This window comes from Streptomyces sp. NPDC045846 (assembly GCF_056431605.1).
The window spans coordinates 368,436-381,217 of sequence record NZ_JBWKKJ010000007.1; the positions used below are offsets into that span (position 1 = coordinate 368,436).

Annotated in this window: 16 protein-coding genes; 9 read left to right on the top strand and 7 right to left on the bottom strand. The window is 72.0% G+C overall.

Annotated elements, in window-relative coordinates; genetic code table 11:
• Positions 1-13: 13 nt before the first annotated feature.
• Positions 14-262: a hypothetical protein gene (locus tag AC07F3_RS21915; RefSeq protein ID WP_388976466.1), complete on the bottom strand. Its 249-nt coding sequence runs from the start codon at positions 260-262 to the stop codon at positions 14-16.
• A complete protein-coding gene (gene mca / locus AC07F3_RS21920; RefSeq protein WP_479116141.1) occupies positions 255-1,136 on the bottom strand; it encodes a mycothiol conjugate amidase Mca in 882 nt (293 codons plus the stop codon). The genes AC07F3_RS21915 and mca overlap by 8 nt, the downstream gene beginning before the upstream one ends.
• A gap of 148 nt (positions 1,137-1,284) precedes the next feature.
• On the opposite strand from mca, the gene AC07F3_RS21925 reads away from it, so the two are divergent.
• Positions 1,285-1,686, top strand: coding sequence for a DUF4307 domain-containing protein (locus tag AC07F3_RS21925; protein ID WP_479116142.1), 402 nt, complete (start codon positions 1,285-1,287; stop codon positions 1,684-1,686).
• Positions 1,687-1,889: 203 nt separating this feature from the next.
• Positions 1,890-2,387, top strand: a complete 498-nt coding sequence (gene greA, locus AC07F3_RS21930) for a transcription elongation factor GreA (protein ID WP_100574820.1) — start codon at positions 1,890-1,892, stop codon at positions 2,385-2,387.
• Positions 2,388-2,460: 73 nt separating this feature from the next.
• On the opposite strand, the gene AC07F3_RS21935 is transcribed toward greA, so the two are convergent.
• The 3 genes from AC07F3_RS21935 to ilvA form a co-directional block, all read right to left on the bottom strand.
• Positions 2,461-3,318: an ABC transporter permease gene (locus AC07F3_RS21935; protein WP_479116143.1), complete on the bottom strand. Its 858-nt coding sequence runs from the start codon at positions 3,316-3,318 to the stop codon at positions 2,461-2,463.
• A complete protein-coding gene (locus tag AC07F3_RS21940; RefSeq protein WP_479116144.1) occupies positions 3,315-4,328 on the bottom strand; it encodes an ATP-binding cassette domain-containing protein in 1,014 nt (337 codons plus the stop codon). The genes AC07F3_RS21935 and AC07F3_RS21940 overlap by 4 nt, the downstream gene beginning before the upstream one ends.
• 178 nt (positions 4,329-4,506) lie before the next feature.
• Entirely contained in the window at positions 4,507-5,736 is a 1,230-nt protein-coding gene (gene ilvA, locus AC07F3_RS21945; protein WP_479116145.1) for a threonine ammonia-lyase, read from the bottom strand.
• Positions 5,737-5,892: 156 nt separating this feature from the next.
• Here ilvA and AC07F3_RS21950 point away from each other — a divergent pair, with 156 nt between their 5' ends.
• From AC07F3_RS21950 to AC07F3_RS21960, 3 genes are read left to right on the top strand one after another with little or no spacing between them, the layout of a single operon-like run.
• Positions 5,893-6,396 (top strand): MarR family winged helix-turn-helix transcriptional regulator, encoded by a 504-nt coding sequence (locus AC07F3_RS21950; RefSeq protein WP_479116146.1) that lies wholly within the window; start codon positions 5,893-5,895, stop codon positions 6,394-6,396.
• Between the two features lie 33 nt (positions 6,397-6,429).
• The gene (locus AC07F3_RS21955) at positions 6,430-6,933 is read left to right on the top strand and encodes a sigma factor-like helix-turn-helix DNA-binding protein (protein WP_479116147.1); all 504 of its coding nucleotides are present in this window, start codon (positions 6,430-6,432) and stop codon (positions 6,931-6,933) included.
• Between the two features lie 22 nt (positions 6,934-6,955).
• Complete coding sequence (locus AC07F3_RS21960) at positions 6,956-7,210, top strand: hypothetical protein (RefSeq protein WP_479116148.1); 255 nt, start codon at positions 6,956-6,958, stop codon at positions 7,208-7,210.
• On the opposite strand, the gene AC07F3_RS21965 is transcribed toward AC07F3_RS21960, so the two are convergent.
• Entirely contained in the window at positions 7,207-8,370 is a 1,164-nt protein-coding gene (locus AC07F3_RS21965; protein ID WP_479116149.1) for a cystathionine gamma-synthase, read from the bottom strand. The genes AC07F3_RS21960 and AC07F3_RS21965 overlap by 4 nt on opposite strands.
• A gap of 70 nt (positions 8,371-8,440) precedes the next feature.
• Here AC07F3_RS21965 and AC07F3_RS21970 point away from each other — a divergent pair, with 70 nt between their 5' ends.
• The 3 genes from AC07F3_RS21970 (at position 8,441) to AC07F3_RS21980 (ending at position 10,846) form a co-directional block, all read left to right on the top strand.
• Complete coding sequence (locus tag AC07F3_RS21970) at positions 8,441-9,547, top strand: hypothetical protein (protein WP_479116150.1); 1,107 nt, start codon at positions 8,441-8,443, stop codon at positions 9,545-9,547.
• A gap of 181 nt (positions 9,548-9,728) precedes the next feature.
• Positions 9,729-10,394 carry a peptide-methionine (S)-S-oxide reductase MsrA gene (gene msrA, locus AC07F3_RS21975; RefSeq protein ID WP_479116151.1) on the top strand — a complete coding sequence of 222 codons (666 nt, stop codon included), beginning with the start codon at positions 9,729-9,731 and terminating at the stop codon, positions 10,392-10,394.
• A 266-nt stretch (positions 10,395-10,660) separates the two neighbouring features.
• Positions 10,661-10,846, top strand: coding sequence for a hypothetical protein (locus AC07F3_RS21980; protein ID WP_479116152.1), 186 nt, complete (start codon positions 10,661-10,663; stop codon positions 10,844-10,846).
• A gap of 234 nt (positions 10,847-11,080) precedes the next feature.
• Here AC07F3_RS21980 and AC07F3_RS21985 read toward each other — a convergent pair whose 3' ends face one another.
• Entirely contained in the window at positions 11,081-11,737 is a 657-nt protein-coding gene (locus AC07F3_RS21985) for a GntR family transcriptional regulator (RefSeq protein WP_479116153.1), read from the bottom strand.
• Positions 11,738-11,786: 49 nt separating this feature from the next.
• Here AC07F3_RS21985 and AC07F3_RS21990 point away from each other — a divergent pair, with 49 nt between their 5' ends.
• The gene (locus AC07F3_RS21990) at positions 11,787-12,770 is read left to right on the top strand and encodes a DMT family transporter (protein WP_479116154.1); all 984 of its coding nucleotides are present in this window, start codon (positions 11,787-11,789) and stop codon (positions 12,768-12,770) included.
• Positions 12,771-12,782 lie beyond the last annotated feature (12 nt).

A 12,782-nucleotide genomic window follows, 5' to 3' on the forward strand; every position in this document is an offset into this window, starting at 1 on the left:
GGACCCGAGGGGGTCAGGCGTTCTTCGGTGATCCCTTGCCGGGGGCGGAGGCCGCCGGGGTCGCCGCGGACGGGTCCGGGGCCTCCTCGAAGTCGACCTTGCCCATGTGGCGGTTCATCGACTTCATCAGCATCCACACGCCCAGGGCGAGGGCGGCGAAGACGATGAAGCCGAGGACGCCGGGCGTCACCTTGTCATTGTTGATTTCGGCGGCCAGCGGGACCATGTGCGTCATTGCGAGGCTTGCGCTCATATCAGGCATTGTCGCGTACGCCCGCGAAGAGGTCGTCCTCGGGGAGGGAAGTGTCCACGAGCGACTTCGCGAGCTCGTACTCCTCGGTCGGCCAGACCTCCTTCTGGAGGTCGAGCGGCACGCGGAACCAGCCGCCGTCGGGGTCGATCTGGGTGGCGTGCGCGATCAGCGCCTTGTCCCGGATCTCGAAGAACTCCGCGCAGGGAACGTGCGTGGTCAGCGTGCGCTCGGCGCGCTCGAACTCCTTCCAGCGCTCCAGCCACTCGCCGTAGGGGGACTCCATGCCGCGGGCCAGCAGCGCCTCGTGCAGGGCGACCGTGCGCGGCTTGTTGAAGCCCTGGTTGTAGTAGAGCTTCTGCGGCTGGAAGGCCGGGCCGAACTCGGCCTCGGGGAACTTCTCGGTGTCGGCCGCGCCGTCGAAGGCCACCATCGTGATCTTGTGGGTCATGATGTGGTCGGGGTGCGGGTAGCCGCCGTTCTCGTCGTACGTCGTGATGACCTGCGGACGGAACGTACGGATGGACCTCACCAGGCGGCCCGCGGCGCTCTCCACGTCCTCCAGGGCGAAGCAGCCCTCGGGGAGCGGCGGCAGCGGGTCGCCCTCGGGCAGGCCCGAGTCCACGAAGCCGAGCCACTCCTGGCGGACGCCGAGGATCTCGCGCGCCTCGTCCATCTCTCTCTTGCGGACCTCGTGGATGTGCTCCTCGATGTACTTGTCGCCCTGGAGCTTGGGGTTGAGGATGGAGCCGCGCTCGCCTCCCGTGCAGGTCACGACCAGCACGTCCACCCCCTCGGACACATACTTCGCCATGGTGGCCGCGCCCTTGCTCGACTCGTCGTCGGGGTGCGCGTGGACGGCCATCAGTCGCAGCTGCTCAGTCAAGACTCGATCCTCGGTGACTCAGTAAGTGAATGGTTACTCAGTAAGCGAATGCGGCGCCCTCTGTCGATCGGCGCGACGGGCGGCTTCTATAGTGACCGAATCGGGGGGCGGAAAATTCCGGTGACCCCCCACCAGCAGGAGGACGATCATGGCCGCTGTTCGCGAGCAGCTTCCTCAGGGGCGCTACGGGCGCTCGGCGGACCAGCGCGCGGACCGCAAGCTGAAGATCGTCGGCGCGGTGCTCGGAGCCGCCCTGCTCGGCGTGGTCGGCTGGATCGGCTACGACTACGTGGGCGGGCAGTCGCTCTCCGCACAGGTGATCAAGTTCAAGGTCGTCTCGGACACGTCGGTCGAGGTGCACCTCGAAGTCGTCAAGGACAAGGGCGCCAAGGGCACCTGCACCCTGCGCGCCCAGCAGACCAGCGGCGACGACGTGGGCCGGGCGGACTTCCGGTTCGACGAGCCGGTCAAGCAGGTCGACAAGGTCGTCACGATCACCACGACCTCGCGCGCGACGGCCGCGGATCTGGTCAGCTGCCAGTCCGACTGAGCCCGGCCGGGCCCCGTATGGCTCAAGTTGCCGATCAGCGTTGCCGACACACCGGCCCTGACCTGCGTTGATGAAGTTCTAGCGGTTTATGTCCTCCCCCTACGGCGCCTGAATTGTTAGGCTCGTGGTTTCGCCCACCCAACAAGGCACATGCTTCTGGGTAGGGCGATGCTTTGTATTCCCAGTACCGACGAGGAGCACCTGTGACCCAGACCAGCGACAACGTCACCTGGCTGACCCAGGAGGCGTACAACCAGCTCAAGGCCGAGCTGGAGTACCTGTCTGGTCCCGCGCGCACGGAGATCGCCGTAAAGATCGCGGCGGCCCGCGAGGAGGGTGACCTCCGGGAGAACGGCGGGTACCACGCGGCCAAGGAGGAGCAGGGCAAGATGGAGCTCCGGGTGCGCCAGCTGACGCAGCTCCTGGAGCACGCCAAGGTCGGCGAGGCCCCCGCGGCCGACGGCGTGGTGGCCCCCGGCATGCTCGTCACGATCGCCTTCGACGGCGACCCGGACGACACCCTGGAATTCCTGATGGCCTCGCGCGAGTACGCCTCGACGGAGATCGAGACCTACTCGCCGCAGTCGCCGCTCGGCTCCGGCGTGAACGGCAAGAAGGTCGGCGAGGACGCCGAGTACGAGCTGCCGAACGGCAAGAAGGCCTCGGTGAAGATCCTCGCGGCCGTCCCCTTCAACGGCTGACCCACCCCCGTCATCCGGCACGAAGCCCCCGGTCGCCATCGAGCGGCCGGGGGCTTCGCCGTGCCGTACGAGGTCAGGCGGTGGCCGAGCGGTACTTGCGCACCGCGAGGGTGCGGAAGACCACGATGATCAGGACGGACCAGAGCAGCGAGGCCCAGACCGGGTGTTCCATCGGCCAGGCGCCCGTGATCGACTTCGGCATGTTGGGCATGGTGTTCCCGAAGAGCTCGCGGGCGCCGGCCACGGTGGCGCTGAAGGGGTTCCATTCGGCGATGTGCTGAAGGAACGAGGGCATGCCGGTGACGGGCACGAAGGCGTTGGAGATGAACGTCAGCGGGAACAGCCAGATCAGTCCGCCGGAGGTGGCCGCCTCGGGGGTGCGCACGGTCAGGCCGATCAGGGCGCCGATCCAGGAGAACGCGTAGCCGAGCAGGAGCAGCAGCAGGAATCCGCAGAGCACCTTGCCGATGTTCTCGTGAGTGCGCCAGCCTACGAGCAGGGCGACGCCCGCGAGCACGATCAGGGTCAGGGTGGTCTGCACGAGGTCGGCGAGCGTACGGCCGGTCAGGACCGCGCCGCGCGCCATGGGCAGCGAGCGGAAGCGGTCGATGAGGCCCTTGTGCATGTCGTCGGCGATGCCCGCACCGGCTCCGGCGGTCGCGAAGGTGACGGTCTGCGCGAAGATGCCGGCCATCAGGAACTCTTTGTAGAGCTTCGGATCCGTGGAGCCGCCCACGCTGATGGAGCCGCCGAAGACGTAGGTGAACAGCACCACGAACATGATTGGCTGAATGAGGCCGAAAAGGACGATCTCGGGAATCCGGGTCATCCGGATCAGGTTCCGCTGGGCGACGACCAGTGAGTCCCGTACGGACCCTCCGATCCCGCCGCGGGCCCGGGGTGCGGGTACGGCGTCGGTGGTGGCGCTCACTTCGCGGCCTCCTTGCGGGACTTGGGGCTGGCATGGGGATCGGTGGGCTCGTCGTCCTCTTCCTTGGCGGCCTCGGCCGCGTGGCCGGTCAGGGAGATGAAGACGTCGTCGAGGGTGGGGCGGCGCAGGCCGATGTCGTCGATCTCCACTCCCCTGGCGTCGAGTTCGCGGATGACCTCGGCGAGCAGCTTGGCGCCGCCGGTGACCGGGACGGTGAGCTGGCGGGTGTGCTCCTCGACCTTGACCTCGCCCTTGCCGAAGCCCGCCAGGACGTCGCGGGCCGGGGTCATCTGGTCGCTCTGGTGGACGACGACCTCGACGCGCTCGCCGCCGGTACGGGCCTTGAGCTGGTCGGAGCTGCCGCGGGCGATGACCTTGCCGTGGTCGACGACGCAGATGTCGTGGGCCAGCCGGTCGGCCTCCTCCAGGTACTGCGTGGTGAGCAGCAGGGTGGTGCCGCCGGCCACCAACTCCTGGATGACTTCCCACAGTTGCTGCCGGTTGCGCGGGTCGAGGCCGGTGGTCGGCTCGTCCATGAACATGACGGGCGGCGAGACCACGAGGGCGGCCGCGAGGTCCAGGCGGCGGCGCATGCCGCCCGAGTACGTCTTGGCGGGCCGGTCGGCGGCGTCCGCGAGGTTGAAGCGGTCGAGCAGTTCGCCCGCGCGCGCCTTCGCCGCCTTGCCGTTCATCTGGTAGAGCCGGCCGACCATCTGGAGGTTCTCGCGGCCGGTGAGGTACTCGTCGACGGCCGCGAACTGGCCGGACAGGCCGATGGATCGGCGGACTTCGTTGGGATGCCTGAGGACGTCGATGCCCGCGACGACGGCCTTGCCGCGGTCGGGCTGGAGCAGGGTGGTCAGGACACGCACGGTGGTGGTCTTGCCGGCGCCGTTGGGGCCGAGCAGGCCGAGGACCGTCCCCTCGGGGACATCGAGGTCCACGCCGTCCAGAGCCGTGACGTCGCCGAAAGTCTTCACCAGGCCTTCGGCATATATGGCGCCTGGCATGTGAGTACCCCCAGTTTGGGTGTGACTTTCCGGAATGTACTGGACAAATCCTAGATTTTCCGGGCAGGGATCGCCCGGCGGAACCTTCATCGAGCCACACCATAACGCGATACATCGCGTCTTGTCAGCGGTCCTGCGCGTGCTTCCTCGCCCCCCTGCCCACGCGCGGGTCCCGGCCTCAGCCCAGCACGGTGTAGCCCGCCTCCCGCAGCGCGCCGGACACTTCGGCGCAGTGCTCCGGGCCCTTGGTCTCCAGGTGCAACTCCACCTCCACTTCCGTGAGTCCGAGCCGGGGATCGGTCCGTACGTGGCTCACGTCCAACACATTGGCATCCAGCACTGACAATTCCCCGAGAAGCGAGGCCAGCGCCCCGGGGCGGTCCGTCAGGCGCAGCCGCAGCGAGAGGTAGCGGCCCGCCGCCGACATGCCGTGCCGCAGGATCCGCTGCATCAGGAGCGGGTCCACGTTGCCGCCCGAGAGCACCGCGACGACCGGCCCGCGGAACGCCTCGGGCTCGCCGAGCAGCGCGGCCACCGGGCTCGCCCCGGCCGGCTCCACGACCAGCTTCGCCCGCTCCAGGCAGAGCAGCAGCGCGCTGGAGAGCTGGTCCTCGGTGACCGTACGCACCTCGTCGACCAACTCGCTGACCAGCGCGAACGGTATGTCGCCCGGCCGCCCCACCTTGATGCCGTCGGCCATCGTGGGCGCCGGGTCGATGGCGACGGGATGGCCGAGGGCCAGCGAGGGCGGATAGGCCGCGGCGGCCGCCGCCTGCACCCCGACGATCCTGACGTCGGGCCGCAGCGCCTTCACCGCGACCGCGATGCCCGCCGCGAGCCCGCCGCCGCCGATGCCGACGACGATGGTGCGCACCTCGGGGCACTGCTCCAGGATCTCCAGGCCCACCGTGCCCTGGCCCGCGATGATGTCCTGGTGGTCGAAGGGGTGGATGAACACCGCGCCGGTCTCGGCGGCGTACGCCTCGGCGGCGGCCAGCGTCTCGTCGACGACCGTGCCGCGCAGGATCACCTCCGCCCCGTAGTGCCGGGTCGCGGCGACCTTGGGCAGCGGGGCGCCGATCGGCATGAAGACCGTCGAGCGCACGCCGAGCAGCGAGGAGGCGAGGGCCACGCCCTGGGCGTGGTTGCCCGCGCTCGCGGCGACCACGCCCGCGGCCCGCTCCTCGGGACGCAGCCCGGCGATCCGCACGTAGGCGCCGCGCAGCTTGAAGGAGCCGGTGCGCTGGAGGTTCTCGCACTTCAGGTGGACCGGCGCTCCCACCAGCGACGACAGGTGGCGGGAGCCCTCCATCGGGGTGGCCCGGGCCACTCCCGACAGCATCTTCTGCGCGCCGCGGATGTCATCGAGGATCAGGTGGTGCAAGGGGCCAGACGTACTGAAGCTCATGACCGCAAGTCTCGCAGCTCACGCCCCTTTCCGGCCGCCCGGATCCCGATCCGGGCGGGACTTGTCCACAGGTTTGCGCACCGCCGGTACGTATGCCGGTCGGGCCGCGTACTCTGTCCCCCACCACACCGACACCCGCACGAGAGAGCCCCGGCCATGCCCCCAGTTCAGGACATGACTCCCCCGCTTGAACCCGGTCTCCTCGATGCCCTCCAGCACCAGGTGGCCGTGTTCGCCCGCCGTGCCGAGCAGACCAGGCTCGGCGGCGTCGGACAGGTCCGCAACTCGATGGACCGGGCGGCGTACCTGCTGCTCAACCGGCTCGACCTGGAAGGCCCGATGGGGGTCAAGGCGCTGGCCGCGGGCATGGGGATCGACTCGTCGACGGTGACCCGTCAGGTCGCGCCGCTGGTCGACACCGGCCTGGTCAAGCGCACCTCGCACCCCGAGGACGGCCGCGCGGTCGTGCTCCAGCTGTCCCCGCGCGGCCAGTCCCGCCTCGAAGAGGTGCGCTCCTCGCGGCGCGAGCTGATGGCCCAGGTCACCGACGGGTGGACGGAGCAGGAGCGCGAGTCGTTCTGCGCGCTGCTCACCCGCTTCAACTCGGCGCTCTCGGCCCGCCAGTCGGCCGCACAGGAGCCGTCCGCGCCGACCTCTTGACCGGGGGCTCGCGCCTGCCCTCATATGAGGCTCATGCGCGAGCGGCATTTCACCCAACACCGCCGCCGCACCCGGGAGTTCGAGTCGTACGTGGCGGGCGCGGGGGGCCGGTTGCTGCATGCCGCCACCCTGCTGACCGCCGAGTCCCCGCACGACAACCCGCGCGCCCGGCGCCTGCTGACCGCCGCCCTGGCCGAGACGTACGCCCGCTGGCACCGGCTGCGCGGTGAGGATCCCTACGACCGCACCCGGCAGGAGCTCGCCGCCCGGTTCGCCCGGGCCGCCTGGCGCCACCACCGGCCGCCGCTGCCCGGCCGGGCCCGGCCGCCCGCCGAGGACGGGCTCCTCGCGCGGCTGACCCCGCAGGAGCGGCTCATCCTCGTCCTGCGCCTGTACGAGGGGGTCGCCGAGGAGCAGACGGCGGCCCTGGTCGGGCTGCCGGTCGACCGGGTCCGGGCGATCTGCACCCGGGCGATCGCCACGATGCGCAGCACCCCGCCCGCGTCCGCCGCCCCGGCCCCCGGGGTGGCCACGTGAACGGGGACGGGGAGGCCGGCCGATGAGCATGCCCGATCGCAAGACCGCCGAGGTCCGCAGGCTCCTGGAGAGCGGGCCGCACCCGGTCGTCCCCGTCGAACTGGCCGCGCGGGCGGCCGAGTTGGGGCTTCGCGTGCTGCACCGGCGGCGCGTGGTGCGCCGCACGCTGTGGCTGCTGCTCGCGGTGGCGGTGATCGCCTTTCTGGTCTGGGCCTCGACGGCCCAGCCGTGGGTGGCGCCGCCCTCTACGGTGACGCCACCCGTCGAAGGGCTCTAGCCCAGCGCCTGCCGCAGGTCGGCGAGGAGGTCGTCGGCGTTCTCGATGCCCACCGAGACGCGGACGAGGTCCGCCGGGACCTCCAGGGCGGAGCCCGCGACGCTGGCGTGCGTCATGCGGCCCGGGTGCTCGATCAGCGACTCCACGCCGCCGAGGGACTCGCCGAGCGTGAACAGCTTCGTACGGTTGCAGACCTCGACCGCCGCCTGCTCGCCGCCCTCGACGCGGAAGGACACCATGCCGCCGAAGGCCCGCATCTGCTTGGCCGCGACGTCGTGGCCCGGGTGCTCGGGCAGCCCCGGGTACAGGACCTGGGTGACCTTGGGGTGCCGGGTCAGCATCTCGGCGACCTTGCCCGCGTTCTCGCTGTGCCGGTCCATGCGCACCGGGAGCGTCTTGATGCCGCGCAGCACCAGCCACGAGTCGAAGGGCCCGGCGACCGCGCCCATCGCGTTCTGGTGGTACGCCAACTCCTCGCCGATCTCGGCCGAGTTGGTGATCAGCGCGCCGCCCACGACGTCGGAGTGGCCGCCCATGTACTTGGTCAGGGAGTGCACGACGATGTCCGCGCCGAGCGAGAGGGGCTGCTGGAGGTAGGGGCTCGCGAAGGTGTTGTCGACCACGAGCCGGGCGCCCGCGGCGGAGGCGACCTCGGCGACGGCCGCGATGTCGGTGATGCCGAGCAGCGGGTTGGAGGGCGTCTCCACCCAGACGACCTTCGTACGGTCGGTGATCGCGGCCCGCACCGAGGCCGGGTCGGAGGTGTCGGCGACCGACCACTCGACGCCCCAGCGCGAGACGACCTTCGCGAACAGGCGGAACGTGCCGCCGTAGGCGTCGTTCGGGATCACGACGTGGTCGCCGGGGGCCAGCAGCGTACGCAGCAGGCAGTCCTCGGCGGCCAGGCCGGAGGCGAAGGCGAGGCCGCGGACGCCGCCTTCGACGGCCGCCAGGTTCTCTTCGAGGGCCGTCCGCGTCGGGTTGGCGCTGCGGCTGTACTCGTAACCGCCGCGCAGGCCGCCGACGCCGTCCTGCTTGTAGGTGGAGACCTGGTAGATCGGGGGTACGACCGCGCCGGTCAGCGGATCCGCGGTGTTCCCGGCATGGATCGCGAGGGTCTCGAAGCTCTTGACCGCATCATCTGCGTGCTTGTGGCTCATGGCTCCAGAGCCTAGTTCGTCGACCCGCCGGGTTCGTCATATCCCGCCGCCGTCTGGTTCGCTGGTGGACATGGAGATTCTGTGGACCCTGCTCGCGCTGTGCGTGCTCTTCGCGATCATCGGCCGGTTCGTGTTCCGTCGGGGCGGGGGCGGAATCCGGCTGTCCCGGCCCGGAGCCCCGGACGCGGCCGACCCGGCGGCGTACGGCTTCCTGCTCCAGGAGGAGCTCGACGTCCGCATGCCCGGGCCCGACCAGGATCTCCTCGACGTGCTCGCGGTCGTGCAGCAGACCCAGAACTGGAAGCCGGCCGCGCAGCTGCTCGCCGGAACGCCGAAGGAGGGCGAGCGGCGCTGGCAGCGCGTCCAGGCGTTCGCGGGGGCCGCGTCCCTCGAACTCGCCCAGCGCCCCGGCGTCGGCGGTGCCTGGCTGCGCACCTGGCGCTCCGAGGCGCCGAAGGACGCGGGGGCCGCGCAGGTGCACGCGGAGTTCCTGGTCCAGCAGGCCTGGCGGTCCTCGTCGGTCGGCCAGGACGACTTCCGGATCATCCTGGAGGAGGCGCGCACGGTCTGCGGCGAGGCCGCGCTGCTCGCCCCGGGCGACCCGGTTCCGTACGTGATCGAGCTCGCCGTGGCCCGTGGACTCGCCTATCCGCGCCCGGAGTTCGACCAGCTGTGGGCCAAGGTCATGGACCGAGCCCCGCACCACATGGGCGCCCATCTCGCGGCGCTGCACTACCACTGCGAGAAGTGGCACGGCTCGCGCGCCCAGGCCGACGAGTTCGCGACGGCCTCCGCGGCCCGCGCCCCGCACGGTTCGCTGCTGGCCGCGCTGCCGCTCTTCGCGGTGTACGAACACGCCACGGACGCCATGGTGAACGACTTCTACGGCACGGCGGTGGTCAGCCGCGCCATGGAGGGCGCGCTGCACGCCGTCCACCAGGCCCGCCCCGACGACCCGGTCCTGCCCCAGGTCCGCCACCTGCTGGCCCACTTCCTGGTGGGCGCCGCGCGCTGGTCGGAGGCGATGGACCAGTTCGTGGCCCTGGACGGCTACGTGGGAGCCCTCCCCTGGACGGTCTCCGAGGACCCGGCGGCGGCCTACGCGCTGCACCGTGCCCTGGCGGTCGCGGGGTACGAGGCGAACGGCGGCAGCCCGGCGACGCTGCGGCGGCCGTAGCGGCCGGTGGGGTGCCGTCGCGGCCGGTGCGATGGCCGATGCGGTGCCGTCGCGGCCGGTGGTTGGCCGATGCGGTGCCGTCGCGGCCGGTGCGATGGCCGGTGCGGCTTGGTGCGGTGGCCGGAATCTCTTGGCCCGGCCGTACGTTCTCCCTAGGCATCCACACTTCGAGGAGCCCCCGATGATCTTCGGCCGCCGTACGCCCGAGCTGCCCACCCCCGAGCAGGCCCTCAAGGGACGCCCGGAGCCCGAGTTCACCCTGCCCTCCCGGCACACGGTCCTGGGCAACCCGCTGGCCGGGCCCTACCCCGAGGGCCTGGAGATCGCGGACTTCGGGATGGGCTGTTTCTGGGGCGCCGAGCGCAAGTTCTGGCAGCTGCCGGGCGTCTGGACGACCCTGGTCGGCTACCAGGGCGGCAGCACGGTGAACCCCGCGTACGAGGAGGTCTGCTCGGGCCTGACCGGCCACACCGAGGCGGTCCGGGTGGTCTACGACCCGACGCTCGTCTCGTACGAGCAGCTCCTGAAGGTGTTCTGGGAGTCCCACGACCCGACCCAGGGCTTCCGCCAGGGCAACGACGTGGGCACCCAGTACCGCTCGGCGATCTACACCCACACCCCCGCCCAGGAAGCCACGGCCCGGGCCTCCCGCGAGACCTACCAGAAGGTCCTGACGGGCTCCGGCCACGGCACGATCACCACAGAACTCCTCCCCGCGGAGGGCCGCCCGTTCTACGCCGCGGAGCCGTACCACCAGCAGTACCTGGACAAGAACCCCGCGGGGTACTGCGGGATCGGGGGCACGGGGGTGTCCTGCCCGATCGGCGTGGCCCGCGCCGAGGGCTGATCCCTGGGGTTGGGCCCCTTCGCCCCGGACGAGCGGGCCCGCTCCCCAAGGGCTGATCCCTGGGGTGGGTCCCCTCCTCCGCTCGATGGGCACAGGGCGGTGACCGACCGCCCGGGCCGCGACCTGGCCACCGGAGCCGAGGACTGGGGACCGTTCGGGGGAGTCCGGCCGGTTCGTGGCATAGCGGGGCGCGGGTCCGGGTGAATTGCTTGCGACCGCGACAATCGGCCGGACAGGCGGTAGGCGTGAGCGATCCGAGGACGACCATGGGGGACCCCGTACATCTCGCGCTGCCGCACGCGCCGCCCCAGCCCGCGCAGGGGTGTGCCGTGTGCGCGGAGATGGTGCTGCGGCGGCGGGCGGCGCGGGGGCGCGGGGACCTCTCGGCGGCCACGGACGCCGACGTGGAGATCCGCCACCACCCCCACCCCGCCCGGGGACGCCGGCGCTGACCTCCTGGCCCGCCCGGAAGACCGGGGCAAGGTGCGGCTTCAGCACCTCCGTCGCCGACACCGCGTCCCGCCGGCCCACCAGGATGCCCGTGCCGAGCCCGGCCGCCATCGCGAGCAGGCCGATCGCCTCGCCCCTCGCCCCTCGCGTCGAGGCCGGGCGCGGTGAGGACCGCCTCTCGCGCCCGCTGCCCGGCGAGCACCGCTATCGCCCGGGCGCCCGAACTCGCCCCCGGTTCACTCCAGTTCCGCCCAGATCTCGTACGAGATCTCCGCCGCCCGGTCCGCGGCCCCCGCCTCGCACGCCGCGATCAGTTCCTCGTGGCGGGCGGCCGAGGCGCGGGCCGCCGTGCTGGAGAAGCGCTGGTGTTCCAGGCGGCGCAACAGCGGGGTGTAGCGGGCCACCGTGTCGGCGAGCGGCCGGTTGCCGCTCGCGGTGACCGGGACGGCGTGGAAGGCGTCGTCGGCGGTGATCGCCGCCGCGACGTCGCCCGCGGTCACGGCTCGTACGAACTCCTCGTTGATCGCGCGCATCCGGGCCAGGTCGTCCGGCCGCAGGCGCGGCAGGGCCTCGCGGACCGCGAGGGTGTGCATCGCGCCCACCACGGCCAGCGCCCCCCGGATCTCCTCGGCCACCAGCGGCGCGACCCGCGTGTAGCTCTGGGGCTTGGAGACGACGAGCCGTTCGGTGGCCAGCCGGGCCAGGGCGTCGCGGACCGGGGCGCGCGAGAGGCCGAGGCGGGCGGCGAGTTCCACGTCGCTCAGCTTCGCGCCGGGGGCGAGCTCGCCCGAGACGATCGACGCGAGCAGCGCCTCGTACGCGGCGTCGCGCAGCAGTCGGCGGGGCCGCTCGGGCGCGGAGGAGGGGGCGGGGGCCGGGGGTTCTGCGGTCACGACTAACATTTTAGTCCGTTGCCGGGTGCGAGCCGCAGGGAGTACGGGCGTGAGCAGGAACAGCGGTACCGCCGCACCCATGGCCCTGGGCGTGGGTGCGGCCGCGTGCTTCGCCGCCAGCTTCGTGCTCAACCGCGAGATGAGCGTGGCGGGCGGCTCCTGGTTGTGGACCGCGAGCCTGCGCTATCTGTTCATGCTGCCGCCGCTGGTGCTGCTCGTGTGGGCACGGGGCGGCCTGCCCGGCGTCGTACGGAGTCTGCGCGCCCGGCCCGGCACCTGGCTCGGCTGGTCGACCGTCGGGTTCGGGCTGTTCTACGCGCCGCTCACCTGGGCCAGCGGGGAGGGTGCGGGGTGGCTGCTCGCGGCGACGTGGCAGCTCGTGATCGTCGCGGGCATCGTGATCGGCGGGCGGGTGCCGCGCCGCACCCTCGCGGTCTCGCTGCTCATCGTGGCCGGGGTCGCGCTCGCCCAGACCCAGAACGCGCACGGCCTGGACGCGGGCTCGGTGGCCCGGGTCGTCGTGCCGGTCCTGGTCGCGGCCGTCGCCTACCCGCTCGGCAACCGGCGGCTGCTCGGCCGCGACGGCCTCGACGGGGTGCAGCGCACGCTCGCCATGACGCTCGGCTCGCTGCCGCTGTGGCTGGCCCTGGCCGGCACGGCGGGCCTGCGCGCCGGTGCCCCGGGGCGGGACCAGGTGGTCCAGTGCCTGATCGTCGCGCTGGTGTCGGGGGTGGTGGCGACCACCCTGTTCTTCCGCGCCACCGACCTCGTACGGGACCGGCCCGCCGCGCTCGGCGCGGTGGAGGCGACCCAGGCCGCCGAGGTGCCCTTCACGCTGGCGGGCGAGGCCCTGGTGACCGGCGTCGCGACCCCGGCCCCGACCGCGTGGGCGGGCCTCGCGCTCATCGTCGGCGGGCTCTGCCTGCACGCCCTGCACCGGCCGCCCGAGCGGACGGCCCCCGTCGAGACCGGCGCCGTCCCGACCGGTGCGGACGTCCCCGTCCCTCGGTCGCCGTCGGCCCGAACTCCCTGAACAAGCACCGGA

Excerpts from the sequence above, each read along its gene's own strand:
- AC07F3_RS21915 (WP_388976466.1), bottom strand. The coding sequence starts at position 262 with ATGCCTGATATGAGCGCAAGCCTCGCAATGACGCACATGGTCCCGCTG.
- AC07F3_RS21925 (WP_479116142.1), top strand. The coding sequence starts at position 1,285 with ATGGCCGCTGTTCGCGAGCAGCTTCCTCAGGGGCGCTACGGGCGCTCG.
- AC07F3_RS21940 (WP_479116144.1), bottom strand. The coding sequence starts at position 4,328 with ATGCCAGGCGCCATATATGCCGAAGGCCTGGTGAAGACTTTCGGCGAC.
- ilvA (WP_479116145.1), bottom strand. The coding sequence starts at position 5,736 with ATGAGCTTCAGTACGTCTGGCCCCTTGCACCACCTGATCCTCGATGAC.
- AC07F3_RS21950 (WP_479116146.1), top strand. The coding sequence starts at position 5,893 with ATGCCCCCAGTTCAGGACATGACTCCCCCGCTTGAACCCGGTCTCCTC.
- AC07F3_RS21955 (WP_479116147.1), top strand. The coding sequence starts at position 6,430 with ATGCGCGAGCGGCATTTCACCCAACACCGCCGCCGCACCCGGGAGTTC.
- AC07F3_RS21960 (WP_479116148.1), top strand. The coding sequence starts at position 6,956 with ATGAGCATGCCCGATCGCAAGACCGCCGAGGTCCGCAGGCTCCTGGAG.
- AC07F3_RS21965 (WP_479116149.1), bottom strand. The coding sequence starts at position 8,370 with ATGAGCCACAAGCACGCAGATGATGCGGTCAAGAGCTTCGAGACCCTC.
- AC07F3_RS21970 (WP_479116150.1), top strand. The coding sequence starts at position 8,441 with ATGGAGATTCTGTGGACCCTGCTCGCGCTGTGCGTGCTCTTCGCGATC.
- msrA (WP_479116151.1), top strand. The coding sequence starts at position 9,729 with ATGATCTTCGGCCGCCGTACGCCCGAGCTGCCCACCCCCGAGCAGGCC.
- AC07F3_RS21980 (WP_479116152.1), top strand. The coding sequence starts at position 10,661 with ATGGGGGACCCCGTACATCTCGCGCTGCCGCACGCGCCGCCCCAGCCC.